Source organism: Klebsiella sp. FDAARGOS_511 (assembly GCF_003812845.1).
Lineage (GTDB): Bacteria > Pseudomonadota > Gammaproteobacteria > Enterobacterales > Enterobacteriaceae > Klebsiella > Klebsiella grimontii.
In genome coordinates this window covers 511,111-535,033 of the sequence record NZ_CP033824.1, presented here as the reverse complement: position 1 = coordinate 535,033, position 23,923 = coordinate 511,111, and the positions used below count along the sequence as shown (strand labels likewise).

Below are 23,923 nucleotides of genomic sequence, written 5' to 3'. Positions count from 1 at the left end.
ATTTTATTTGATTTTTTGTACCTCAGTCTCGTAAGACGTCAGAACGAGTCCGTCCTCGGTCGCGGGCGACATCATGGGAACCGGGCGCAGCGTACGTTTATCGATCAGGACGGAATGGGGTTCGTCAGGGGCAAACAGATGCTGCTCTCCCCACTGGCGTAGCGCAACCACCACAGGGAACAAACGCTCCCCCTTTGCCGTCAGAACATATTCCTGATAAGCCGTGCCGTCCGATGCGGATTGCGTCGTGAGGATACCCGAGTTTACCAGTTTGTGCAGACGGTCAGAGAGAATATTACGCGCCATACCGAGGCTTCGCTGGAAATCGCTAAAGCGCCGCAGGCCATCGAAGGCGTCGCGCACAATCAACAAGGACCAGCGATCGCCGATAATATCCAAGCTTCGGGCGACGGGGCAGGTTTGGTTGGTAATTTTTTCACGCGCTGGCATGGGCTCTCCAAACGGTCGGGTAAACTAGTTGCATTTTAAAACTCCCTGTTCTAGCCTACAACTGGTTTTATTTTGAAACTAGATTGTTAAGGCTGGAATTATGAAAGCGTCAACGTTATCCCCATCGCTAATGGACCCGGAAACGGTTATGCCGCGTAGCCTGGTCTGGCTGTTTGCTCTCGCCAGCGGGCTGAGCGTGGCAAACGTTTATTACGCACAACCGCTGCTCGACGCGCTGGCGCGAGATTTTTCCATCAGCGACGCCGCGATTGGCGGGGTGATCGCGGCGACCCAGCTCGGCTGCGCGATGGCGCTGCTCTTGCTGGTACCGCTGGGCGACAGAGTCAATCGCCGCCGCCTGATGGCGACGCAGGTGCTTCTGCTGATCGCTGCGCTGACGGCGGTAAGTATGGCATCCACTACCGTGATGCTGTTGGGCGGGATGCTTGCGGTTGGCCTGCTGGGTACCGCGATGACCCAGGGGTTGATCGCCTATGCTGCCAGCGCCGCTTCGCCCCATGAACAGGGACGCGTGGTGGGCGCCGCGCAGAGCGGAGTCTTTATCGGGCTGTTGCTGGCGCGGGTATTTTCAGGGGGCGTGAGCGATCTCTTCGGCTGGCGCGGGGTATACATCTTTGCCGCTTTACTGATGCTGGGCATTGCGCTTCCGTTGTGGCGTCGGCTCCCGATATTAGCGGTAGCGTCGACCTCCTTGAGCTACCCGCGCCTGTTGGCGTCGATGCTGACTCTGCTGTGTCAGGAAAAAGTGCTTCAGGTGCGCGGCGTGTTGGCGCTACTGATGTTTGCCGCCTTCAATATCTTCTGGAGCGCGCTGGTTTTGCCATTGAGCGCTCCGCCCTTCGGTTTTTCGCATACTGAGATCGGCGCCCTGGGCCTGGTGGGGGCCATCGGCGCCCTGGCGGCGGGACGAGCCGGTAAATGGGCCGATTGTGGATACGGGCAGCGCACCAGCGCCGCGGCCCTGGTCATGTTGCTGGTGGCCTGGTGGCCTCTATCGCTGATGGCATGGTCGCCAGCGGCGCTGTTGGCTGGCATTGTGCTGCTGGATCTCGGCGGTCAGGCGCTGCATGTCACCAATCAAAGCATGATTTTCCGTACCCGTCCCGAAGCGCACAGCAGGCTGGTCGGTCTGTATATGCTGTTTTATGCGCTTGGCAGCGGTTTGGGGGCGGTAAGTACGACTGCGGTATACGCGCGCGCGGGATGGCAGGGCGTTTGCCTGCTGGGGGCATCGGTCAGTCTGCTGGCGCTGTTGTTCTGGTTGATGACTCGGGGCGTGATGTCGAGCCATGATGGTGGAGAAGTTTAGCGGAGAGCGAGTGGGTGATGTTAATTTTTTGTGTAATATAGCAGCCGTTGTTTTTAATGACGCGCGGGAGCGTAAATCATATGCCACAACAGAAATGTGCGGACTGGGTCCGGCTGGCCCAGTCGCCCGCGCATATTGAGCGTATCGAAGCCTTCTTCGGCGGACACGGTTATGAGCCTCACCGGCATGATACTTATGCCATTGGCCAGACGCTCTCCGGCGTACAACGTTTTCACTATCGCGGCGGCCTCCAGCACAGCCTCCCCGGTGGGACGATGGTTTTGCATCCCGATGAGGTCCATGACGGCGAGGCAGGGACCGAGGAGGGGTTTCACTACCGGATGGTATACATTGAGCCCGCGCTGATTCAAAAGATCCTTGGCGGCAGGCCGTTGCCCTTTATCCCTGGAGGAATTTCTAGCGATCCGCGCTTGCTGCGCGCCGCGCTGCCGTTGCTGAAGGACGTCAGTGCCCACTTTGCGCCTCTGGAGGAGGAGGACGCGCTGTACTATCTGGCGCAGACCCTGGCCGCCGTCGGCGGCCAGCGCTTTCGACGCCGGGCCTTCGATTATCCTGCCGCGGAAAGGGCCCGGGAATATATCCACGCCTGTTTTGCCCAGAACATCACCCTCGACACCCTGGCGAATGTCAGCGGCAGAGACCGCTGGAGCCTGAGCCGCGATTTCAGAGCGCTGTTTGGCGCCAGCCCCTGGCGTTATGTGATGATGCGGCGCCTCGATTTTTGCCGCCAGCGGATGCTGGCAGGGGATAACCTGGCGGATATCGCAGCCCACGCAGGCTTTGCCGATCAAAGCCATATGACGCGCCAGTTCATCAGCCGTTTTGGTCTCTCTCCGGGCCGCTGGCTGAAGTTTGTCCGCCCCTGACCCGCCGCAAGTTGCACAATCGTTCAATCTCTGCGGAGAGGGGGGATCTATGCTGACAGCCTTTATCACAAGGAGTCAGCTGATGTATCAATCGATTAATATCGTGCAGAAATTCACCCTTTTCACCGAGCAGTGGCAGCCGAAGGTGGTGGCCGAAATGAATAATTATCAGTTCAAGGTGGTCAGGATCCTCGGCGACTTTATCTGGCATAGCCATCCGGAAACCGATGAAACCCTGATCGTAGTGGAGGGTGTGCTGCGTCTGGATTTTCGCGATAAGCATCTGCTGCTCCAGGCCGGCGAGATGATCGTGGTGCCTCGGGGCGTTGAGCATAAAACCTCGGCGGAAACCGAAACCAAACTTATGCTGATCGAGCCGCGCGGCGTACTGAATACCGGGCATGAGGGCGGAGAGCGGACCGCGGTGAACGACGTCTGGATTTAACGAACGCGGGGGCAGGGAAACCCTCTTTCCTGAGCGGAAAGAGGGTTGAAAGGTTTACTTCAGTTCGTCAACCATGGTGGTCGCGCGGCCGATATAGTTGGCTGGCGTCATCGCTTTCAGGCGAACTTTTTCTGCTTCCGGCAGCGCCAGGCTGTCGATGAACTGCTGCATGCCTTCGGCGTCCACGCGCTTGCCGCGGGTCAGCTCCTTCAGCTTCTCGTACGGCTTCTCGATGCCGTAGCGGCGCATGACGGTCTGAATCGGCTCGGCCAGTACTTCCCAGTTGTGGTCCAGTTCATCCAGCAGACGGTCCTGATTCAGCTCCAGCTTGCTCACGCCTTTCAGGGTGGATTGATACGCGATCAGCGCATAGCCGATGCCGACGCCGAGGTTACGCAGGACGGTGGAGTCGGTCAGGTCACGCTGCCAGCGGGAAACCGGCAGTTTGCTCGCCAGATGCTGCATCACCGCGTTGGCCAGACCGAGGTTGCCTTCGGAGTTCTCGAAGTCGATCGGGTTCACTTTATGCGGCATGGTGGAAGAGCCGATTTCGCCGGCAATCGTCTTCTGCTTGAAATGGTTGAGCGCGATATAGCCCCAGACGTCACGATCGAAATCAATCAGGATAGTGTTGAAGCGGGCGACGCAGTCGAACAGTTCGGCGATATAGTCGTGCGGTTCAATCTGGGTGGTGTACGGGTTCCACTGGATACCCAGCGAGGTGACGAACTCTTCGCTGAACTGGTGCCAGTCGACTTCCGGGTAGGCGGCGATGTGGGCGTTATAGTTACCCACCGCGCCGTTGATTTTGCCAAGGATTTCAATCTGATTCAGCTGACGATACTGGCGCTCCATACGGTAAGCGACGTTCGCCATCTCTTTCCCCATGGTGGACGGCGTAGCCGGCTGGCCGTGAGTACGGGAAAGCAGCGGGATATCGCGGTACTGTACCGCCAGGTCTTTCACCGCGTCGATCAGCTTGCGCCAGTAGGGCAGGATCACTTCGTCGCGAGCGGTTTTCAGCATCAGCGCGTGGGACAGATTGTTGATGTCCTCGGAGGTGCAGGCAAAGTGGATAAACTCGGAGACCGCGTGCAGTTCAGCGACATCGGCGACTTTTTCCTTGAGGAAATACTCAACCGCTTTGACGTCGTGGTTGGTGGTGCGCTCGATGGTTTTGATGCGCTCTGCATCTTCTACGCTGAAATCAGCGACGATTTTATCAAGGTAACCGTTTGCGTCGGCAGCAAAAGCAGGAACTTCCTTGATCGCTGCGTGCGCGGCCAGTTTTTGCAACCAACGCACTTCTACCTGAACGCGGAATTTCAGCAAACCGAATTCGCTGAAGATACCGCGCAGCGCGCTGACTTTGTCGCCGTAGCGGCCGTCGACTGGGGAAACGGCGGTCAGTGAGGATAATTCCATAGATCACAACTCCGGGGTTAAATGAGCAAGAATTTGTTTTGCCTGGTTAACCAGACGATTACGAGAAAACATCAGCTGCAGACGCCCGCCGCCGACCTGGTGCCAGAGCACCGCGGAGCGAATACCGGCCAGCAGGGCAGAGCGAACCTTCGCCTGAACCTGAGGGCTTTGCAGCACGGCGGGAGAGCCGGTCACCTGAATCCGCGGGCCCAGCGGGCTAATGACATCAACATAGATGCCGGCCATCGCGCTGAGCAGCGTCTCGGATTGCAGATCGAAATGTTCAAGCTGACGGCGCAGGCCACCGATACGGTTGCCGAGGGTATCCATGGCCCCCTTGCTGGCGGCAAGCTTACGCTCCAGCACCATCAGGCTTAAAGTATAGCGGGTAAGTTCGGCGTTCAGCCCCTGGCGGCTGCTGGTATTCAGCACGCCAATAAGGGTCTCCAGCCCGAGGCGAAGATTGGCTTCGCTACCACCGAACACCGCCAGCGTTGAATCCGGATCGAGGTCGATGATGCTGTTCAGCGACACATGCAGAGCATCACTATCGCAGTGCCCCTGGTGCGCCAGTTCCTGAACCAGACGCGCGGCCTGGCAAACGCCGGCCAGCGCCAGCGTAATGTCATAATAATTCTTCGCCACACATTCTCCTTATAAACCGTCGAATGCCCGAGCGGCGCATTCAGCGGCTAAAATGTCTGTCAAGCCGGCAGCGGCAAGCGCTGTTCGATAATCCCGCCGCCGAGGCATACTTCGCCGCTGTAGAAGACCGCAGACTGGCCCGGCGTCACGGCTGCAACCGGCTCATCAAAGATGACTTCAATGCGGTCGTCATCCAGCGCTTTAACGCTGCAGGGGATATCGGTCTGACGGTAGCGGGTTTTCACCGTGCAGCGCAGCGTGCCCGTAACCGGCTCGCGGTCGACCCAGTGCAGCTGTTGGGCAATCAGCCCAACGGACATCAGACGTGGGTGGTCGTGGCCCTGGGCGACAACCAGAATATTGTTTTCGACGTCTTTATCGACCACGTACCACGGGTCTTCGCCGCCGTCTTTGATGCCGCCGATACCGAGGCCTTTACGCTGCCCAAGGGTGTGGTACATCAGGCCCTGATGCTCGCCAACTTCGTCGCCGTCAACGCTGATAATTTTTCCCGGCTGAGCGGGCAGGTAGCGGCCAAGGAACTCACGGAATTTGCGTTCGCCGATAAAACAGATACCGGTCGAGTCTTTCTTCTTCGCGGTAATGAGATCCAGCGCTTCGGCGATTTTACGCACCTGCGGCTTTTCCAGCTCCCCCACCGGGAACAGGCTTTGCGCGATCTGTTCGTGGCTTAGAGTATAAAGGAAGTAGCTCTGGTCTTTGTTACCGTCGAGGCCGCGCAGCAGCTGGCTCTTGCCGTTAACGTCGGCGCGGCGCACGTAGTGTCCGGTAGCGATGTAGTCGGCGCCGAGGTCTTCTGCGGCAAATTCGAGGAAAGCTTTAAATTTAATTTCTTTGTTACACAGAATATCCGGGTTCGGCGTGCGCCCGGCTTTATATTCTTCCAGGAACAGCTCGAATACGTTGTCCCAGTATTCTGCGGCAAAATTGACGGTGTGAAGTTCAATTCCCAGCTTATCGCAAACGGCTTGGGCGTCGGCAAGATCCGCCGCTGCGGTGCAGTATTCCTCGCCGTCGTCTTCTTCCCAGTTCTTCATGAACAGGCCTTCCACCTTATACCCTTGCTGGAGCAGCAGGTAGGCGGAAACTGAGGAATCAACCCCGCCGGACATGCCGACGATCACTTTTTTCTGGCTTTCTGACATTGGAATACTCACTACATTGAACTTCGAGGCGGCGTATTCTAGCACGCGTCCTCGGTTGAGGCACCCCCTGTAAACGGCCAGTTAAATTCACCGATGAGCGACAGCGGGTAGCGTGGATCCTGCTGATAGCTGCGAATGCTCTCAGCAACCAGTTGAGAACGCAGGTTTGTCGCGTTAAGAATTTCCTCAGCGCTAAGCCACAGGCAGCGATCGATATCGCTATCATGGGGCTCGGTGGCGCACGTATCGTTAAGCTCGATAGTAAAGAGGAAGCGCAAAAATGGGGTGCGATCCGGGGCTATCCACTGATGCAGGCGAAGAAAGTGCTGCGGCGTCGCGCGAATGCCGGTCTCTTCCCAGAGCTCGCGCTCTGCGGCCTGAATCAGTGTTTCATCGGCCTCGAGGTGGCCCGCAGGCTGGTTCCACAGCGCTTTTCCGTTAATCGTTTCTTCAACAACGAGGAATTTGCCTTTCGCGTGAACCACGCAGGCGACGGTGACGTGCGGCTTAAACATTGATTTTCCTTATGTATGCGGTGAGTCGGTTTTGCGCCATTCGCCGTTGGCCAGGCCATCCAGCGTATAGCCGCCCATCGCGTAGCGAATCAGACGCAGCGTTGGAAAGCCGACGTGGGCGGTCATCCGCCGCACCTGGCGGTTGCGTCCCTCATAGAGGGTGATTTTCAGCCAACTGGTGGGGATGGATTTGCGCTCGCGGATGGGCGGATTCCGCGGCCATAGCCACTCAGGCTCCGCCACCCGCTCGATCCCCGCAGGCAGGGTGGGGCCGTCATTAAGCGTGACGCCGTCGCGGAGGGCGGCCAATGCGTCCTCCGTCGGTTCACCTTCCACCTGAACATAATAAATCTTTCCGGTGCGCTTGCCCGGCTGGGTGAGCGCCGCCTGCAGCGCGCCGTCGTTAGTCAGCACCAGCAGCCCTTCGCTATCGCGGTCGAGCCGACCGGCAGCGTAGACGCCGGCAACCGGAATAAAATCTTTTAGCGTGCTGCGCCCGGCTTCATCGGTAAATTGCGGCAATACATCGTATGGTTTATTGAACAAGATCACAGTTTTTGGCTGGCGTTCTTTGCGTTGTCTGGTGACTTGTTGCGTGCTGAATCGCTCAACGCGATGTTTTCTAAATGAAGTTTTTTGCATGGTATTTTCAGACTCAATCAATTGCCGCATTATAGCCTAATTACGAATGCCTTTCATGGACGCAAACATTCAGGTAGTATTGACATGCTCATTACAACTTATTAACAAAAAGGTTGCTCAAACCGATTCGCATTACAGGAAGGCGACACGGACGCGAAATCTCCGGTTAGCGGGATATTCCGATGACGGGAGTGGGCGAATAAAGCCAACGCCCGGCTAGCGTGAAGAGGGAAGAGCAGAACCAGAAGCGCTCGAAGGAGAGGTTAATGGAAAGCAAAGTAGTAGTTCCGGCGGAAGGTCAAAAAATCACCCTGCAAAACGGCAAGCTGAACGTCCCTAATAACCCGATTATCCCGTTCATCGAAGGCGATGGTATCGGTGTTGACGTGACCCCGGCGATGCTGAAAGTGGTTGATGCTGCCGTTGAGAAAGCCTATAAGGGTGAGCGTAAAATTTCCTGGATGGAAGTTTACACCGGCGAAAAATCGACCCAGGTTTATGGCCAGGATGTCTGGCTGCCTGCCGAAACTCTTGATCTGATTCGTGAATATCGTGTTGCTATCAAAGGCCCTCTGACCACGCCAGTCGGCGGCGGCATCCGTTCTCTGAACGTTGCCCTGCGTCAGGAACTGGACCTCTACGTTTGCCTGCGCCCGGTTCGTTATTATCAGGGTACTCCGAGCCCGGTTAAACATCCTGAACTGACCGATATGGTTATCTTCCGCGAAAACTCCGAAGACATCTACGCCGGTATCGAGTGGAAAGCCGATTCTGCCGAAGCGGATAAAGTGATTAAATTCCTGCGCGATGAAATGGGCGTGAAGAAAATTCGCTTCCCGGAACATTGCGGTATCGGCATCAAGCCGTGCTCTGAAGAAGGCACTAAACGCCTGGTTCGCGCCGCCATCGAATACGCTATCACCAACGATCGCGATTCACTGACCCTGGTGCACAAAGGCAACATCATGAAATTCACCGAAGGCGCGTTCAAAGACTGGGGTTACCAGCTGGCACGCGAAGAGTTCGGCGGTGAGCTGATTGACGGCGGCCCGTGGCTGAAGATCAAAAACCCGAACACCGGGAAAGAGATCGTCGTTAAAGACGTGATCGCTGACGCCTTCCTGCAGCAGATCCTGCTACGTCCGGCGGAATACGACGTTATCGCCTGTATGAACCTGAACGGTGACTATATCTCTGACGCCCTGGCGGCGCAGGTTGGCGGTATCGGTATCGCTCCGGGCGCGAACATCGGTGACGAGTGCGCGCTGTTCGAAGCGACGCACGGTACTGCGCCGAAATATGCTGGCCAGGACAAAGTGAACCCGGGTTCCATCATCCTGTCCGCTGAAATGATGCTGCGCCACATGCAGTGGTTCGAAGCCGCAGACCTGATCGTTAAAGGCACCGAAGGCGCTATCGCCGCCAAGACCGTGACCTATGACTTTGAACGTCTGATGGAAGGCGCTAAGCTGCTGAAATGTTCAGAGTTTGGCGACGCGATTATCGCGAATATGTAATCAGCGATCACTGATTGAAGACAGAAGGGAGCCAAGTGGCTCCCTTTTTTACGAGCGTTCAAAATCTTTCCCCAAAACTTTCCCCAAAATTCTTCCCCAAAACTGGCTTAAAATCATACGGCTTTTTTACCTACAACGAGCGAGTCTTTATCCCGAGCATCATGTAATTATCCGTCATTTTCTTAGCTTTATGGCTTAACAGTTTTTGAGTATCTAAACCTTGCTCACAATATAATCGTTCAGAAAGAGACGCCTGCTCATGAAAGGTGAGCGTAGTTCCATCGTTCCAGATAAGACCTATCTTGTCCGATTTTTTTAAACGTAGAGGTTAGAGTTTTAGTCGATACATGCTCATCCCGGTTAGCCAGGAGTGGTATGCCATAAGCGCTGCACGGCATAGTCACATTTCTAGTGACGGTGTAGATCGAGAGTTGCTCGTAAACTTCTCCCGCCCTGCTAGTCGTTGATACCACCTACATCTGGTTGCAGATCATCTTCCTAACACATCATGATATCGACGCGCTGGACAAGCAGACTAAGGGCGCTAATCTGGCGGATGATCAGTCAGTAAAGTTGAACTGAATTCCTCATAGAATCAATTAATTATTGTGGTTTTACGAGCTTGTAGATGATAGCTTGAGGAGGATGTTTTCCTAGCTAGATTAGCTCATCGTTTTTCATATCACACGAAGGGTGGATGATAGTGGAAAGACCGTGTATTATGTCTTTAAAGCTTTAAGCATCATTTTGGGAGTATAATGGCACAGAGTAATCCAGAAACTATCACTCATTCTTTTAACAGCATCATTGCATTGGCTGTTGATGAACGACGTGCTTTGACTGTGCCTGAAAGATTTAAAGTAGACGGCATACTTGATTCGTTATACTCGTCTGATAAATCAAGTTATTATTACTGCTATGCTAATTTAGCTGCTCTTACGGGGGATGCTAAGGGCATGGATGAATGTGCGAATTACTTCTTTTCATTAAAGGGCAAACAGTTAAGTAAAGGTGCCCTTCAATGTATTTTTGCCCTGAATAATGCATCTTGCTTCGATAAGCTATATAGTATATTAAAAAATTATGATATTAAAACGTTCCATATTGATGAATTAATAACGGTTTATCTTAAGTCTGCAATTTTAAGTTTTAATTTTGATGACGCCCGTGCTTTAATCGAAGAATTGGATGTCAATGATGATTGCATATCCAGAGAACAGATTGAGTCAATCTTGGAAATGCTTTATAACTTTGAGGTTTTTTATTTTTCTTATCAAGAAGAAGACAGGCTGCATGTTAAAGAATACTTTAATAAAATAATTAAAATACATCGTGAAAAAATAACATCAAGAATCTATAAGGTGGCTGGCCCTTCAATTATAAGGCCAGATATTTTTTCAGACGAAGGCAATGTGTTTATGAATGTCATCATTGAGTATGTTTCTGATGATATAGACTATGCAATGGACATTGAAAATTATTTTTACAAAGTACTACGTGAAAATACAAAGGATATTAAAGCGAATATAATGTCGTCAGTTGTCTATAATATCCTTCCTATTAGTTCGAAAGATTCACTTCCTTTCACTGAAAGGGTTATTGAAGTGGGGTTAGATTAATGATTACTGCTGATGAAATCCTTAAAAAAGCGAAATCAGTCTATTCCGTTTGTGAACAAGAACCCAGTACTTCTTGTTGTCTTGAATTGGATTTAAGGGACTGTGCAAGAAGTGCCTACTATTATATATTCCATATAGGAAAGATGAGAGCCGATAAAATAGACGGAGAGTATGATGAAAATGTTGGAAACCATCAAAGGGTTATAAATAAATTGTTGAACAGTAGTGATCAAAATGATCAAGCTCTTGGTGACTTATTACTTAAAATCAGACCAACAAGAGTTAAAGCTGACTATCGTCTAAATATTAATTTTACTAAAAATGAAGCTTACAAGTTGCTTCGCCATGCAGAAAAACTCACTATAAGAAGCTGATAATTAATATTTTTGGACGAAATCATTTTTTGGAGAATATTATTTATGGTCTCCTGTATTGTTTTTCATGTCACCTTCTTCGTTGTATAGCAATCATATAAAATATGAAGCAATGCAGCTACTCTATAATTTTCGTCTATCTGTATTTATTCATTACTTGATTAGCGATACCTTTATATCCCGGATAAATTCGGGCCTCTCTTTAACCTTGTTTAAGTAGGAATCCTGGTAGGTCTTTTTCCTTAGAACATGATAATGTGAGTCTTAAAAAGATTTTTTCTCTATTTTGTATGTATGGTTCTGAAGGAAGTATGTTAGCAAGTTTGATGTCTGAAGGTGTCCGAAATGCAGGGATAGAATAGTTATCAAGATTTGAAAAGTCGAAGTTAATAGGTGTGTGTGTGAATAAACCGCGCTGTGCTAAGGCCGCTACTTCTAAGATATCTTGAGCAAACCATTCAACTAGACATTGATTTACAAAATTAATATCAAATGAACCTATTAAAGGGTTACATAATTTTACTACATTTGGAGCTTTAAGGCCATGGTTACCCGCTAACCTGTAGAACTCCCTCAAAATTATTCGTTAATGTTGAATTTGATGCCATTCGCTATTTTAATTTCGAATATGTCTTGGATATGTGGCCTTTGGATGTTGATTATCAGTCATATACCTTAATGAATCCCTTAATATGGATGTTAATAAATGATAATGCTCATCTGAATGCCCTCTAAAAGCATATCCGCTCAGATTGTTGTTCTAACTGGATAAAAAATTTAGTAAATCTTCTGCTTCATCAAAATACTGTTCAGAAATAATTATTATTTCAAATTCTAAACTTATGAAGAATTATAATAAATAGATAATTATAGCTTTAAACATTTTATATGTATTGTCGAACCTTATAAAAATTGTCAACCTAAAATTATTGGGCGAGTGTTAGATTAATGCCTCAATCAATTCCGCCCCCTGATTCTTCATGTTACCCACAAAGCGGGAAACAGGGGGCCAAGTGAAATGGTCCGCTGATACTGCAGGACACAGTGGTTCGAAGCTGCAGACCTGAGGGTTAAAAGTACCAAAGGCGCAATTGCTACCAAAACCGTGACCTATGACTTCGAACACCTGATGGAAGGCACTAAGCTCCTGAAATGTGGTGAGTTTGGCGACGCGCTCATCGTTAACATGTAATCGGCGATCGCTGATTAAAGACAGAAGGGAGTCTGATGTTTCTATTTTTACGATCGTTGAATATTTTTCTCCAAAACTGGCTTAAAATCATACTGTTTTTTGACCTACAATGAGCCAGTCTTTACCCCGGTCATCGTTGTATTTATCCGTCATTTTTTTCGATTTGTGGCCCAGTAACTTTTGAGTATCTAGGCCCTGCTCCCGGTATAACCGTTCTGAAAGAGATCTCTGTTCGTGGAAGGTTGGGGCGCTTCCTTCATCCCATGCAAGACAACTTTTGTCCCGAGCTTTTTTAAATGTAGAAGTCAGAGTTTTCGTGGATACTTGATCACCACGGTTAGCCTGAGAGGTGGTATGTCTGAAGTGGACCAGATATTTACTAACCACCGCATCTCTACATTTTGAAACAACATCGCGTAGCGAAATATCTAGTACTTCATTTCTTAGTGAGAGCGGAATGGCAAGACGAGTACCTGTTTTTTCCTGCACAATATGTAACATATCATCCCAAATATCTGTGAATTTCATATTACAAATATCACCTATGCGCTGGCCGGTCACTATTGCGAGTAGCATTCCGCACTGCAAATATGGCTGTTGATGCTCAGCGCATTCATAAATAGTCTTCCATTCCTCCAGTGATAAACGTTGTCTAGTAATTTTGTTTCGAGGTTGCTTAGTGGCCTGGGCAGGGTTATAACCTGGCGGAACATGTCCAGCATGCTGTGCCTCTTTAAATACATCAATTAATACCATGCGAACAATTTGAGCCATTCTATTATGACCCTCAGCCTTAACCGCATCTGTTATTTCAGAAATATCTAGTGCTGAAATGTCTTTCAGATATTGCATGCCGCAATGCTCACGAAAAAGCCGGATAGGTTTAGCTTTTTGCCTAAAAGAATTTGGTCGAAGTTCGTTGTGTTTCAACCTTTCCTCCTGCACGTATTCATATTTATCAAGCCATGCTGTCACTGTAATGTCCGCACGGTTTCCTTTCAAACGCGACAGACGCTCGTTAATACTAAGGATCTGCCTAGTTCGCTGCTCTGCGATGATCGTGTTTGCTTCACTTGCCACCTGCTTTGCCTCAGCTTCATCTGTGCCGAGGCTATGAAAACGCCCCGAAATAGGGTGTTTGTATTGCCAGTAAACTTTACCGGTGCGTTTATCAAGCTTGCAATACAGGTTTGGGATAGAGATTTTATGAGTGCGCGGTCTAGCTGCCATCGTTAATTATCCGTCTCAATTTTGGGTTTACATTTATTGGAAGTTGAGGTTCAGCAACTACACCTATAAAACGAGCTTCTCTGTCAACCATCCAGCGCCGTCCAACTCGCATCGGTGGTGGTACTATCATTTGACCTTTAGCGTATTTTTTTAATACTCGCTCGCTAGGGGCTTCACTACCGAATTCATCTTTCGCCCATTCGAGTAAAGAGACCATACGTGACATTTTTTCTCCATACACCGGCTGCACCCGGTTATCGAATATTATAAGCACATGACGAACAACCACTGCGTAGCCCGTCAATACAGGTTTTACATAACGGGTGATCTTTATGTTTATCTGCATTTAGTTGGTGGACAATTTCCACAGGAATAAGCACTGGTAACGGAACATGAAGCGAATGTCTGCGAAGAACTGACAGTTCGTTTGCATGTTCAAGGGCTATGGCTTTCCAGTCATCTGCCTCTGCTTTATACCAGGCTAGATCCTCACGCATACTGCGCCAACGCCGGCGTTTAAGTTTGCTGGGCATCAGTCTTAATCCTCGTTTTCGAAATTCGTCCATTCCATATCATCAGGAATACCAGGACTAAGCAGCGGATTAGTTGCAGCCAACATTTCACCAGCTGCACCGCGACGCTGAGCCCGGCGCAGAACTTCGTAAATTTCGAAAACTTCTGTGCGCTCGTCACCGATATCAAGCTCACATGCCAGAGTATGAAAATCTGTAGTGAGAGCCTGAAGCCTTTGAAATAATTCGGCTTTACTCACCTTTCACCTCCCGCAGGGCGGCTGCGAAGTGATTAATGGACTTATCCCAGATTTCTTTGATGGTGGTCCAGTCAATCGGCATGGTGCTCGTCCAGGTTCCCTCGCCGCTGCAGTCGTCGCACCCTTCACCAAAACACTCATGGCATGTCAGCGTATATTCAAGATTGAATTCCCCGAGAAGCGCTGCTTTCGCACCGTTCTCAGCGGTTAGCCTCATCGGCACCATCATGTAACCATCCGGAATTACCGGAGAGTTGCCAGCCTGGAGCATGGCAGCGCGGCAGGCGTTCCAGCCTTTCACCTCTGCTATAGCCGCTACAGCATCAACGGCGTACATGCTCAGCGGATTAGGCATTGGCTTTTCCTCCGGCACTACCGGCTGCTGCGCGTGGATATAGAGCGGCGCTATGTTTCGCTCTAGGTCGGTAATGACGCTCCATATTGGGACTGGCTCGACGCCTTGTTTCGCCATATCACGATAACTGTCGGCATACGCCAGCACAGGGTTGCGGACCGGCTCGCTGTCTATTACGGCCAGCGCGATGCGAGCCAGCTCCTCAGCCTCTTCAGCTGGCAGCATTACGTTGCTTCCGGCACCGTAGGTGTCACGCCATGATTTAATTTTTTCCAGACGTTCTCTGGTTAACTGGTTATTGGTCATTGGCTGATTCCTTACCGCTACTGACAGACAAGTTTTTATTCGCGATGGCATCCATCAGGCGTGATGCTGCAGCTTTCTGAGATGAGACATTCGCAATGACCGTTGGCCTTATTTTCTCGCAGTTGGCGCAAATACCATCCCATGATGAAATGAGGAAGAAATCTTCACGTTCGGCAATGCCGGTATTCATTACCAGGTCCTCAATCATCAGCGTGACCCCGCGAACTCCCCGTCCTTCGCTTAACCTCTGCACGGCGTAGCCGAAGGCGTTAATCATCACAGCATGGAACTGGATATACTCGCGTTTGTACTCGGCCTGGTTCGTACCTCGGCGAATATCATCTAAACCAGTCAGCATCAGCCAGGCATTCCACAACCCCTCAAGATCATCTTGTGAACATGAACCGGAAAATTTTGCAGTAGCATCACTAAGGGCTTTGAAGCTCACCCACTTGTCACTTTTCGCGGGAACGACGTTATGCTCAAAATCGGTGACTTCAGAAAATACGCTGTGTGAACTGATAAAACTAACCATCTCCTGCGCGTTCTTATCACGACCGTTATAGGCCATATTGATAGCCGCAGAAGGTTTCGAAACATTGTTGTTAATGTCGGAGAAAAACTGCTGCCGTGTCTTCAGTGGCAACTGGAGAGTAAGCATCATCGGGACATGGATCGGTTCATCAATGGTGCGACAATATTCCGCAATACCTGCTGCGCGATGCTGACCATCAAACAATTTAATCTCTGCGTCCATCGGGAATCGGGCCACCCCGACATTAGTGTTTCCGAACTCTTCGAATTCAACATACGAATCGCAGTTACCTACCAGCGGTGGAATGATAAATGGCTCTTTGTTTTCGTATGCTTCAACAAGATACTGATAAAACTTTTTCGCCCTGGCTGGGTTCAGTTCTCGCTGCGAGCGTTCAAGAGTGTCCCCGTAATTATCGCTGGCGAGAACTCGCGTAAGGGTCCGTGCAGGAACAGTCAGCATCAGGACAATTGAACCGCCCTGAGTTCCACGTGATGCAGGAAACTCAAAGAAATGATCTCCTACTTTACTCATAATGTTACCTCCCCAAGTACCCAGCGCAGAGCATCAGCGTATTCACCGTTGGCAGCATCGAGGGCTTTTGTGATTTCTTTGCGAGTTTTAAGGCGCGGTTTCTTATCGCCGAGGACCTGGCGCTGACGACGCGCTTTTTCATGACCGGTAGTGCCAGCGGTCGCCGCTTCGATTTCGGCTACCTTTTCCCGCTGTTCTTCGGGTTTCAGTGATGCCAGTTGCCGTGCCTGGGTAACGGTCACTGCGCCGGACTCTACCGCGTCTTTGACTGCCTGAGTGGCATCCAGAAGGGATAGCGTAGCGCGTACAGTGGGGACACTGACGCCGAACATCAGCGCGAGGTCTTCCTCGTCATGCCCGCGCTCCAGCGCATCAGCCATCTTTTTGGCCCTGCCCAGCGGTGTGTCGGCCTGGCGGATTTCGTTTGCGCTGACCATTGCCTGAGCCATGCGAACAGCAGAACCGCGTTTAGTGACAGCCGGAACCAGTAGCGGAGTTTTACCCTCTTTGGCCAGGCGTCTGTTAGCCTCCAGGGTATGACGGACACGCTGACGGCCATCAACCACGCAGGAGTACCCAGTTTCCGGGTCTTTCCAGACAATAATCGGCTCCAGAACACCCTGGTCTATGATGTTCAGCACCATGGCTTCACTGAGAGGTAAGTGAATACGTTCATCGTAAAGCGGGTGAGCCTTGTCAGTGACAATATGCAGATTTTCCGGCTCGAACATCAGAACGTTTGTCTTGCCGCAGGCGCCATAAGCATCGATCGAGTTTTTAGCCATTTCTGTTTTCCTCGCTCAGGTTCGCTATCATCGCGGCCATAGCGGTGTTCTGGTCCATTGCCTCTGTAAGGGCGACAAAGGTCACATCCAGCCTTGACGCTATGTCTTGCATTAATTGGGCTGCTGCTGGTGGTAGGTCAGGTGCCGCAGCGTACGCTGCAGCAACCAATTCTTTCACTTTCACGTGTGCCATTAGCGCCGCTCCATCAGTTGGTTAAAGCGGTTCATGAACATGCCGTAAGATTGACCAGGGCGGACGGGATTAATCACAAATTGGTCGGTAGGAATGACGCCGTCGAGCATCGGCCAGTGGGTGCCGTCGTCGATCTCAAAGTCGCGACGTTCGCTGGCCAGCATCACCAGGTCGGCATATTTAACGGTCGGGTGCTGCTCAGCCGGCAGGCCGAATTTTTGGCGAATAGCTGCATCAACCTGATCTTCAATGGCTCGGTAGTCAGGAAGAAGGCGTTTCAATGGGGCAGGGATATCCTGCAAATATGCATCGGCGGCGTCATGCAGCAGCGCTTCAAGCGCAAATTCCTGAGGTACCAGTTGGCTTGTTAAAACGCTGTGCTGGCCGACGCTATAGAACTCAGGCAGGTGACCGGCAAAGCGGCAGATGTTCGAGAGTGCATTAGCAATATCTTCGATCTCGATGGCGTCTTGCTGGATGTCGAGATAGTTAAAATGTTTGCCTGAAAAGGTTTGAATAAAGCTCATTTTTTTCTCCATACTTTACGCCTGCACAGCGCTGTTTTTTGGGTGTAGGAATCCCTCGCCAGGTGGCGATTAATTTCAGGATTACGCTTTAATAAATCCCCGTGGCGCCGGGGATTTAATGGAGTGCAATCAGGCCTTGAAGTTGCCGATAAAGGTTTCTACCGGCTTGCCGTCGAACTTGCCAATCAGCAGATCGCGGAACTCATTGGCGATCGCTTCTTCCTGGGCTTCCAGCTGGACAATACGCAGAACGAATACCGGATCGCTACTTTTGAGCAGGCTATTGCGCAGACTGAAACGACGTTCGCCCAGGCCCTCATAGGGTACACACTTAAACTCAAACGCTACTGGCATAACCTCTTTACTGCTGGCTTCAATACTTTGCATCAACGATTTCTTACCGCTAAAGTCACTATCTTCATGGTCGGCTTGAGTCGCCTGTTGGATAGTGACGCGGCGGACAGCTTGCGCAGCTTGGGCGATCGTCATCGTGTTGCCGCCAGCATCAAATGCCAGCAGATAATCGCTCCAGTCTTCGAGCCACTCAGCGATTTGCTTCTGATTAAGGTGATCGCCGTTGATCGCCAGTAACGCGCGGAAGGGCGCTGTTTTCTTTAGCTTGATCGAGGCGACGTTATCAGCATGACCTGGCTTGTCCAGCGTGCCGATATTGAAGATAGAACGAGCCAGCATGTTATCGGCATCAATAAAGCAGCGGGCTTTTTCTTCTTCCTGGGCGTAAGCGACAGAATAGCGAACGAAATCATCAATGCTGGTTGTGTCCATGGCGCCACGGAAACGAAAGCGCTCATAAGCAAAACGCTCCAGGCTTTCAATGCTTGTATTTTGAGGTAACAGGGCGGTTGGGCAGGCCAGGCCGGGGATATCGTTCAGGTGATAACCGGAAAGCACCAGGTCTTTGACTTGCTGAAAAGTACCGCTGTCTAACTGAGACATAAAAATTCCTTATTAACTGATTAGCTAAGTGGTATCAGTGAATTTGTGCGGGCGGATCACTGAGCCGCTTTAAGCTTTCCGTCCACCGTGCCGGTGATACCGAAGAGTTGCCCCTGATCCTCCTGCAGGATAGTGAGCTTGCCGCCTTTGTTAACCCACATTGGTGTTTCGGTGGTGTCCTCTTCCGACGCTTTGCCGCGGGGAGTAGGGGTGCTGTAGTTCAGCTTGTGCTTAATCTTGACGCGCTTCTCTTCAACAGAGTTGCCCATACGCTCAAAATCAAAGGTGAGGACTACCTTGCCTTTGTTGCCGTTATTCAGAACGCCGAGTGCGGTGGTATTAAGAGCCGCCGCAATCTTGTTCATGAATACGCCGGCGTCCAGTTCGCCCAGGAAATCGGGCACGACTGTCATGCGATCATTACTCATGGTTTTACCCTCTCGAAAGGCGGCTGCCACCGCCGGGAATTTCTCCGTACACAACACAGAAGAGCACCTGCGGTTAGGACGCCGCCCGGGTGGATTGGGTAATGAGCCTGTCGCCCGGTGATGCTCTTGTGTATTGTGTAAAAAGGGCGGTTATCCATCAGAACGTTATCCTCTTCCTCCTTTGGATAGTGGAAAACTGGATAACCGCCAAGACTACACACAGCACAGTTAACTAGGTTGTGGCGGTGGTGCCTCCACCTGCCGGGTTAAGCCATAACCGGCGACGTACACTTCCCGGAAACGCATTCATTGAACGGGTTTGGCTCGTCACGTGCGCATAGCCGCAATTACCACAACGAAGAGAGCACTGCCGGTGTCCGAATCGAACGGACCTTTTCCCTGCCCATCACCAGATATAGAACTATCCTGGCGTCTGGAATCGAACCAGACTCTGTGCCTTGCTCGTCAATGCCCTCATCGTTGTGCGCTGTGGTGACGGGATTTGAACCCGCATAACGTCCGGCCGGCCGCATGAGATAACCTGTGTTGCGAACATTGGTTAGTGCTCAACTCCCCACATAAGGGGCGCTCTATCCATTTGAGCTACACCACAAGGGTAAGAGCACTGCCGCCACCCCTTGCGGGATAACCCGTCTATCTGCCTGGCGGTAGGGCGTTTCCTGGCATCTTCAGTACTCTTTCCTGTTGTGTCCCGGACTCTTCCCGGGGGTCACACCTTTTCGCCGCGCTGGTGGGGCGCACGTCGTGCCTGAAACACCTGGCTTGCACATTCCAGTTGTCCGGATAGCGCATGGAACTTCAAGGGAACCATCCGGGCTGCTAACGCTGCATGTGCCATACAACGGTCGTGAATATTGCCGTCACAACTGGAAGCGCACTCCTTCAGTTACAAACCAGTCCCCACGACGGATGAAGATGGAATGCGCTTTCATGTTGTGTACGATTCATCTACCCCGGTCCGGCGGCGCCACCTCACCGGGGCAGATGCAAAGGACCGTTACGCGATCATTCGGCTTGTTGGTCTGGCCGGAAGTATCAAGTCCCGACATCGCGGATTCTGCTTCTCCGCCCCGATTTCACCCCCGCTATTGTTTAGCGCGCAAACCGAGAAAATCGCCTTCAACGCTGTCGGCTTTCGCCATGTTCGATCAGGAATCTTCGGGCGGGGCGCCGGCGACCAACCGGCACAACCCCTACAGTATTAATCCAGGTCTACTGGACCCCCGACGCCGTGGGCTAAACGGCTGCTGTATGTCGGGTGAGTATCTGTTGCTGGTGGTCAATCCAGCTCCGCAACCCCTCCCGAAGACACCTGAGGTAATTAAATTGCCTTGGCCGGCAGGCCGAGGATGCTGCGCATTTCTTTCTGAGTGCGAATGGCTATGGCTATCGTCAGATCAATATCCCCGCGGTAAGCTGTGCCATCTTCACAAATAATAAGAGTGATTGATTTTTGTCCTTTCTTGCTTACCTCGAAGCGATGAGCTTTACGGACTACCTGACAGCCGTTTGCTAGTGCGTCCTTGATAAGGTTTTCAATGCCTTTGCTCGCCATGATCTGTTCCTATTTGGTTTATCTGTTAGCGAATCATCCCGGTCTTCATATGCCCCGGGCGGCTACTTCGTGGGCGTCCTGCCTATTCGCTGTTGATGGATTAATAATACAGATAAAACTGTTAATGAGTCAACAGTTAAAACTGTATTGAGTGATGAGCTATACTAAAAAAACTGTAATTTATTGTTTTTTATGAAACTAAAGACGTAAAAAAACCGGCGCCGGCCGGTTCATGTGAGGAAGGATTTACCTTTTTCGCCTGTAAATTCTATGTTCGACCATTACGCCGATAATTTTCAACGGGCGTTCAGAGCTATTAATGGTGGGGTAGTCGTCATTAAGGGGGACCAGTTCATATTGCTGGCGGCCTGAAATATCGGTAAATGTAGGACGGTACTTTTTAAAAGTAGCCTCATTTTCACCATTTTTAGCAACAACAAACTCGCCCGGAACGGGCTCTAACTCGGGATCAACAATGATAATGTCGCCTTCTTTAAAGTCAGGCTCCATTGAATCACCTTCTATCCTTAGTGCAAAAGTAAACTCAGAAATATCAAGGTCAGTCATGATGTATTCGAAGCTACCATCAAATGCATCAATAGGGTGTTTTTCTGCTAACGCCCCAGCCTGGACGTAACTGATCAAAGGTACTTTCCTTGAATTCACATCGGCCAGAGCCATGAAAGGCCCACCGTTCATCAACCATGTTGGGTCGCACTTAAGTGCTTTGCTTATTCCTACTATGTTGCGAGGCTTTTTAGTTTTTCCATCCTCAATGCTGGCCCATGATTGTTGCCTTATTCCTGCCTTTTCAGCTGCTTGCTCTTGAGTAAGACCAAGTTCGATTCTTTTTTGTTTTACGCGTTCTGCAAGGCTCATAGCTCCTCCATTCCCATGGCCTCATGGTCACAGTTTAAACTGTTATTGACAAACAGTAGTATCTGTTAAAAAATACAGATAAAACTGTGGAGGTGTTATGGAATCAATTTCTCAAAGATTAAAGAATAAACGTGAAGAGATGAATCTCTCACAAGCGCAATTGGCTGAATTGGTCGGAATGACCCAGCAGTCATTACAAGCGATCGAGGCGGGTTTAACAAAGAGGCCCCGTTACATCATTGAATTGTCTTCAGCCCTGCATTGCGATCCTCATTGGTTGCTCTATGGCGAGGGTGCTAATCAGAACGATAGCGCTTCAGGGGTGTAACAGAAACCACAGAGGTAGGGGGTAAGCCGTGGGTATAGAACCAGAATGGAAAGTTGATAAGCAGCCGGCTTGGCTGGTAGCTGCGATTAAAAAAACGATCACTGATTTGGACGGGGGATATGCAGAAGCAGCTGAATGGCTTGGCGTTACTGAAAACGCATTGTTTAACCGCTTACGTGCCGATGGTGATCAAATTTTCCCTCTCGGCTGGGCAATGGTTCTACAGCGTGCTGGTGGGACGAATCATATCGCCAATGCGATAGCGCGCCACTCGAACGGGGTCTTTGTGCCGCTGGCAGACATTGAGGATGTGGACAACGCCGATATTAACCAGCGCCTGATGGAGTCTATCGAGTGGATCGGAAAGCACTCACAGTATCTCCGTAAAGCTACAGCTGACGGTGTTATTGACCAGGCAGAACGCGAGCAGATCGAGGAGAACAGTTATCAGGTGATGGCGAAATGGCAGGAACATTTGACATTGCTTTTCCGTGTCTTTTGCCAGCCAGAAAAGAGTGACGCCCGCGAGTGTGCAGCTCCGGGCGTCGTGGCGAATAAATCTTTGTGTATGGAGAAATAATCCGCATGAGCAATTTAATCGTAAATCTTCAATTACCGCAACTACGGATGTACCCGATCCCGGGCGTTTCGTCGTTTCGGTATGAGCGCATGGTATGCGGTAAATGGGTCGAGTGTAACCACAGTCGGGCACGCGGAGTTGTGGGGGTCTTTAACCGGAGGGCAAAAGCGTTATGCGAGAAGTTAACCGGAAGTTCAAAGACCACTATGGCAATCCAGTCAGAGTTATCCGCTGGGAGCCTGAGACACGTCGCGTCATCTACCTGCGGGAAGGCTATTCCCACGAGTGCTTTAGCCCACTCGATCAGTTTCAACGCAAGTTCAGGGAAGTAGAGGGCAGCCATGAGCAGTAAATTACACGGCCTCGTATGGGAAGCATGCGCTTTCAAAGGGCTGATAATCTCTGAAATAGCGGTCATGGCTCGCCTGGCAGACTTCAGTAATGACGAAGGGGTGTCATGGCCAGCGGTAACCACTATTCAGCGACAGATCGGCGCCAAGAGCGAGAATACTGTCCGCAGCGCTATCAAAAAGCTTCAGGCTAAAGGCTGGCTGAAGAAGCAGGAACGGCGCGTGGGCGGAAAGAATAATTCGAACGTTTATAAACTCAATGTTGACATGCTGGAACGTGCAGCAGCTGAAGCAAAAATCTTCTACGCAACGCCACGTGAACAATCAAAATTTGATGCCTCAGAATTTGAGGGTTCAAAATTTGAGGGGGCAAATTTTGATGCCTCAAATAATGGGTCTGTACCCCCTCAAATATTGCGGGAGGACCCCTCAATGGTTGAAGGCGATCCGTCATTAGATCCGTCATTAGATCCGTCATCTAAAAAACCTTCTTGTCGGGCTCCTGCGGAACCCGACGATAAGCCGGATCCTGAAGTTGTTATTACCGATAACGCGATCGAAGTTCTGGCACACCTGAATCTGGTCAGCGGTTCCCGTTACCAGAAATCTAAGACCTCACTGGAGAACATTCGCGCGCGCCTCCGCGAAGGTCATACCGTTAGCGACTTGAAACTGGTAATCGACGTCAAGCATGAGCACTGGCATGGCAACGACGAGCAATACCAGTACATGCGTCCAGAGACACTTTTCGGGCCTAAAAAATTCGAGGGATATCTGCAAAGCGCTATCCGCTGGGATGCTAAAGGCCGCCCGCCAAGGGAGTTGTGGGACAAAACCAGACCGCGGGATGTTAATTCAATTAGTCAAGTACAAACCACGATTCCACGGGGGTTCCGGGGATGAACATAGCCAAGTCGATCTTTGAATTTATTGAGAAGAATCCAGGCAAAATGCTGCGCGATATCACTGCTGCATTTCCTGAAACCAAAACGGTAACAGTGAAGAGCGCTGTTCATCGCCTGTACTACGACGGGGAACTTGCCAGCGTTGAAGTTACTGGTGGGTTTATCTACTTCGTAGCGGGATCCATCGATATTGAAGAGTACCTGCCTGGTGGGCTTTCGGGGGAGATTCTTGCCCTTGAAGCGACAGCCAAAAAGCTGGAAGAGAAACGCTATTACCGCCGTGCGGCGACGGTATGGCAGCAACTTTGTGACAGCAACTGTACGGCTAAAGCAAGAGAGCGGTACCTGCGTCTTAAGAATGCTTCTGTTCGAAACGCCAGAAACATGAATGATTTCGCCGGGTCATGCTATCTGGCCGGAAATTACTGCGGAGGTGACTTGTGCTCCGATTGAAGAAGATTTTGATAAGTCTCCGG

General features: G+C 50.7%; 28 protein-coding genes, 1 tRNA gene and 3 pseudogenes. 12 read left to right on the top strand and 20 right to left on the bottom strand.

Annotated features, from left to right (window positions below; genetic code table 11):
- Positions 1–3: 3 nt before the first annotated feature.
- Positions 4–450, bottom strand: coding sequence for a winged helix-turn-helix transcriptional regulator (locus EGY08_RS03745; RefSeq protein ID WP_049112936.1), 447 nt, complete (start codon positions 448–450; stop codon positions 4–6).
- Positions 451–550: 100 nt separating this feature from the next.
- On the opposite strand from EGY08_RS03745, the gene EGY08_RS03740 reads away from it, so the two are divergent.
- From EGY08_RS03740 to EGY08_RS03730, 3 genes are all read left to right on the top strand, one after another.
- Complete coding sequence (locus tag EGY08_RS03740) at positions 551–1,780, top strand: MFS transporter (protein ID WP_123828246.1); 1,230 nt, start codon at positions 551–553, stop codon at positions 1,778–1,780.
- A gap of 80 nt (positions 1,781–1,860) precedes the next feature.
- Positions 1,861–2,667, top strand: coding sequence for an AraC family transcriptional regulator (locus EGY08_RS03735; protein WP_123828245.1), 807 nt, complete (start codon positions 1,861–1,863; stop codon positions 2,665–2,667).
- A gap of 82 nt (positions 2,668–2,749) precedes the next feature.
- Complete coding sequence (locus EGY08_RS03730; RefSeq protein ID WP_123828244.1) at positions 2,750–3,112, top strand: cupin domain-containing protein; 363 nt, start codon at positions 2,750–2,752, stop codon at positions 3,110–3,112.
- 54 nt (positions 3,113–3,166) lie between these two features.
- On the opposite strand, the gene purB is transcribed toward EGY08_RS03730, so the two are convergent.
- From purB to rluE, 5 genes are read right to left on the bottom strand one after another with little or no spacing between them, the layout of a single operon-like run.
- On the bottom strand, positions 3,167–4,537 hold the full coding sequence (gene purB, locus EGY08_RS03725; RefSeq protein WP_004131470.1) for an adenylosuccinate lyase: 1,371 nt from the start codon (positions 4,535–4,537) through the stop codon (positions 3,167–3,169).
- A gap of 3 nt (positions 4,538–4,540) precedes the next feature.
- Positions 4,541–5,182, bottom strand: a complete 642-nt coding sequence (hflD, locus tag EGY08_RS03720; protein ID WP_004131471.1) for a high frequency lysogenization protein HflD — start codon at positions 5,180–5,182, stop codon at positions 4,541–4,543.
- A 59-nt stretch (positions 5,183–5,241) separates the two neighbouring features.
- The gene (mnmA, locus tag EGY08_RS03715) at positions 5,242–6,348 is read right to left on the bottom strand and encodes a tRNA 2-thiouridine(34) synthase MnmA (RefSeq protein WP_004131473.1); all 1,107 of its coding nucleotides are present in this window, start codon (positions 6,346–6,348) and stop codon (positions 5,242–5,244) included.
- A gap of 38 nt (positions 6,349–6,386) precedes the next feature.
- Complete coding sequence (locus EGY08_RS03710; protein WP_004131476.1) at positions 6,387–6,863, bottom strand: NUDIX hydrolase; 477 nt, start codon at positions 6,861–6,863, stop codon at positions 6,387–6,389.
- 9 nt (positions 6,864–6,872) lie between these two features.
- The gene (gene rluE, locus EGY08_RS03705) at positions 6,873–7,535 is read right to left on the bottom strand and encodes a 23S rRNA pseudouridine(2457) synthase RluE (protein WP_004131478.1); all 663 of its coding nucleotides are present in this window, start codon (positions 7,533–7,535) and stop codon (positions 6,873–6,875) included.
- Between the two features lie 236 nt (positions 7,536–7,771).
- On the opposite strand from rluE, the gene icd reads away from it, so the two are divergent.
- Positions 7,772–9,022 (top strand): NADP-dependent isocitrate dehydrogenase, encoded by a 1,251-nt coding sequence (gene icd / locus EGY08_RS03700; RefSeq protein ID WP_004131480.1) that lies wholly within the window; start codon positions 7,772–7,774, stop codon positions 9,020–9,022.
- A gap of 113 nt (positions 9,023–9,135) precedes the next feature.
- Here icd and EGY08_RS31020 read toward each other — a convergent pair.
- Positions 9,136–9,387, bottom strand: a pseudogene (locus EGY08_RS31020) (integrase); the annotation flags it as partial.
- A 393-nt stretch (positions 9,388–9,780) separates the two neighbouring features.
- On the opposite strand from EGY08_RS31020, the gene EGY08_RS03695 reads away from it, so the two are divergent.
- From EGY08_RS03695 to EGY08_RS03675, 3 genes and pseudogenes are all read left to right on the top strand, one after another.
- Positions 9,781–10,641, top strand: coding sequence for a hypothetical protein (locus tag EGY08_RS03695; RefSeq protein ID WP_123828243.1), 861 nt, complete (start codon positions 9,781–9,783; stop codon positions 10,639–10,641).
- The gene (locus EGY08_RS03690) at positions 10,641–11,015 is read left to right on the top strand and encodes a hypothetical protein (protein WP_123828242.1); all 375 of its coding nucleotides are present in this window, start codon (positions 10,641–10,643) and stop codon (positions 11,013–11,015) included. The genes EGY08_RS03695 and EGY08_RS03690 overlap by 1 nt, the downstream gene beginning before the upstream one ends.
- A gap of 1,042 nt (positions 11,016–12,057) precedes the next feature.
- Positions 12,058–12,207, top strand: a pseudogene (locus tag EGY08_RS03675) (NADP-dependent isocitrate dehydrogenase); the annotation flags it as partial.
- An 87-nt stretch (positions 12,208–12,294) separates the two neighbouring features.
- Here EGY08_RS03675 and EGY08_RS03670 read toward each other — a convergent pair.
- The 13 genes and pseudogenes from EGY08_RS03670 to EGY08_RS03610 all read right to left on the bottom strand — a co-directional run bounded on the left by EGY08_RS03670 (position 12,295) and on the right by EGY08_RS03610 (position 21,284).
- The gene (locus EGY08_RS03670; RefSeq protein WP_123828241.1) at positions 12,295–13,437 is read right to left on the bottom strand and encodes a site-specific integrase; all 1,143 of its coding nucleotides are present in this window, start codon (positions 13,435–13,437) and stop codon (positions 12,295–12,297) included.
- Positions 13,427–13,663 carry an excisionase gene (locus EGY08_RS03665; RefSeq protein WP_117077244.1) on the bottom strand — a complete coding sequence of 79 codons (237 nt, stop codon included), beginning with the start codon at positions 13,661–13,663 and terminating at the stop codon, positions 13,427–13,429. The genes EGY08_RS03670 and EGY08_RS03665 overlap by 11 nt, the downstream gene beginning before the upstream one ends.
- A gap of 312 nt (positions 13,664–13,975) precedes the next feature.
- Positions 13,976–14,209 carry a hypothetical protein gene (locus EGY08_RS03655; protein ID WP_123828240.1) on the bottom strand — a complete coding sequence of 78 codons (234 nt, stop codon included), beginning with the start codon at positions 14,207–14,209 and terminating at the stop codon, positions 13,976–13,978.
- A 253-nt stretch (positions 14,210–14,462) separates the two neighbouring features.
- Positions 14,463–14,870 (bottom strand): annotated as a pseudogene (locus EGY08_RS31410) (hypothetical protein); the annotation flags it as partial.
- Positions 14,860–15,939 carry a DGQHR domain-containing protein gene (locus tag EGY08_RS03645; protein WP_123828239.1) on the bottom strand — a complete coding sequence of 360 codons (1,080 nt, stop codon included), beginning with the start codon at positions 15,937–15,939 and terminating at the stop codon, positions 14,860–14,862. The pseudogene EGY08_RS31410 and the gene EGY08_RS03645, both read right to left, overlap by 11 nt.
- Positions 15,936–16,724, bottom strand: a complete 789-nt coding sequence (locus tag EGY08_RS03640) for a ParB/RepB/Spo0J family partition protein (RefSeq protein ID WP_123828238.1) — start codon at positions 16,722–16,724, stop codon at positions 15,936–15,938. The genes EGY08_RS03645 and EGY08_RS03640 overlap by 4 nt, the downstream gene beginning before the upstream one ends.
- Positions 16,717–16,917, bottom strand: coding sequence for a hypothetical protein (locus tag EGY08_RS03635; RefSeq protein ID WP_047683655.1), 201 nt, complete (start codon positions 16,915–16,917; stop codon positions 16,717–16,719). Before EGY08_RS03635 ends, EGY08_RS03640 begins: the two co-directional genes overlap by 8 nt.
- Positions 16,917–17,444, bottom strand: a complete 528-nt coding sequence (locus EGY08_RS03630; RefSeq protein ID WP_123829403.1) for an HD family hydrolase — start codon at positions 17,442–17,444, stop codon at positions 16,917–16,919. Before EGY08_RS03630 ends, EGY08_RS03635 begins: the two co-directional genes overlap by 1 nt.
- 129 nt (positions 17,445–17,573) lie before the next feature.
- Complete coding sequence (locus tag EGY08_RS03625; protein ID WP_123828237.1) at positions 17,574–18,401, bottom strand: YfdQ family protein; 828 nt, start codon at positions 18,399–18,401, stop codon at positions 17,574–17,576.
- A gap of 56 nt (positions 18,402–18,457) precedes the next feature.
- A complete protein-coding gene (locus EGY08_RS03620; protein WP_004123001.1) occupies positions 18,458–18,829 on the bottom strand; it encodes a hypothetical protein in 372 nt (123 codons plus the stop codon).
- A gap of 487 nt (positions 18,830–19,316) precedes the next feature.
- Positions 19,317–19,442: transfer RNA gene (locus EGY08_RS30735), tRNA-OTHER, on the bottom strand.
- Positions 19,443–20,171: 729 nt separating this feature from the next.
- Entirely contained in the window at positions 20,172–20,405 is a 234-nt protein-coding gene (locus EGY08_RS03615; protein ID WP_086074044.1) for a hypothetical protein, read from the bottom strand.
- Between the two features lie 246 nt (positions 20,406–20,651).
- Positions 20,652–21,284, bottom strand: coding sequence for a LexA family protein (locus tag EGY08_RS03610; protein WP_064147558.1), 633 nt, complete (start codon positions 21,282–21,284; stop codon positions 20,652–20,654).
- Positions 21,285–21,381: 97 nt separating this feature from the next.
- Here EGY08_RS03610 and EGY08_RS03605 point away from each other — a divergent pair, with 97 nt between their 5' ends.
- The 5 genes from EGY08_RS03605 to EGY08_RS03585 all read left to right on the top strand — a co-directional run bounded on the left by EGY08_RS03605 (position 21,382) and on the right by EGY08_RS03585 (position 23,900).
- On the top strand, positions 21,382–21,612 hold the full coding sequence (locus tag EGY08_RS03605; protein WP_086074045.1) for a helix-turn-helix domain-containing protein: 231 nt from the start codon (positions 21,382–21,384) through the stop codon (positions 21,610–21,612).
- A gap of 28 nt (positions 21,613–21,640) precedes the next feature.
- Positions 21,641–22,192: a YmfL family putative regulatory protein gene (locus tag EGY08_RS03600; protein ID WP_049069267.1), complete on the top strand. Its 552-nt coding sequence runs from the start codon at positions 21,641–21,643 to the stop codon at positions 22,190–22,192.
- A gap of 172 nt (positions 22,193–22,364) precedes the next feature.
- A complete protein-coding gene (locus tag EGY08_RS03595) occupies positions 22,365–22,544 on the top strand; it encodes a DUF4222 domain-containing protein (RefSeq protein ID WP_064349867.1) in 180 nt (59 codons plus the stop codon).
- Positions 22,534–23,445, top strand: coding sequence for a conserved phage C-terminal domain-containing protein (locus tag EGY08_RS03590; protein WP_123828236.1), 912 nt, complete (start codon positions 22,534–22,536; stop codon positions 23,443–23,445). Before EGY08_RS03595 ends, EGY08_RS03590 begins: the two co-directional genes overlap by 11 nt.
- Positions 23,442–23,900, top strand: coding sequence for a hypothetical protein (locus EGY08_RS03585; protein WP_123828235.1), 459 nt, complete (start codon positions 23,442–23,444; stop codon positions 23,898–23,900). Before EGY08_RS03590 ends, EGY08_RS03585 begins: the two co-directional genes overlap by 4 nt.
- The last annotated feature ends 23 nt before the right edge of the window (positions 23,901–23,923 follow it).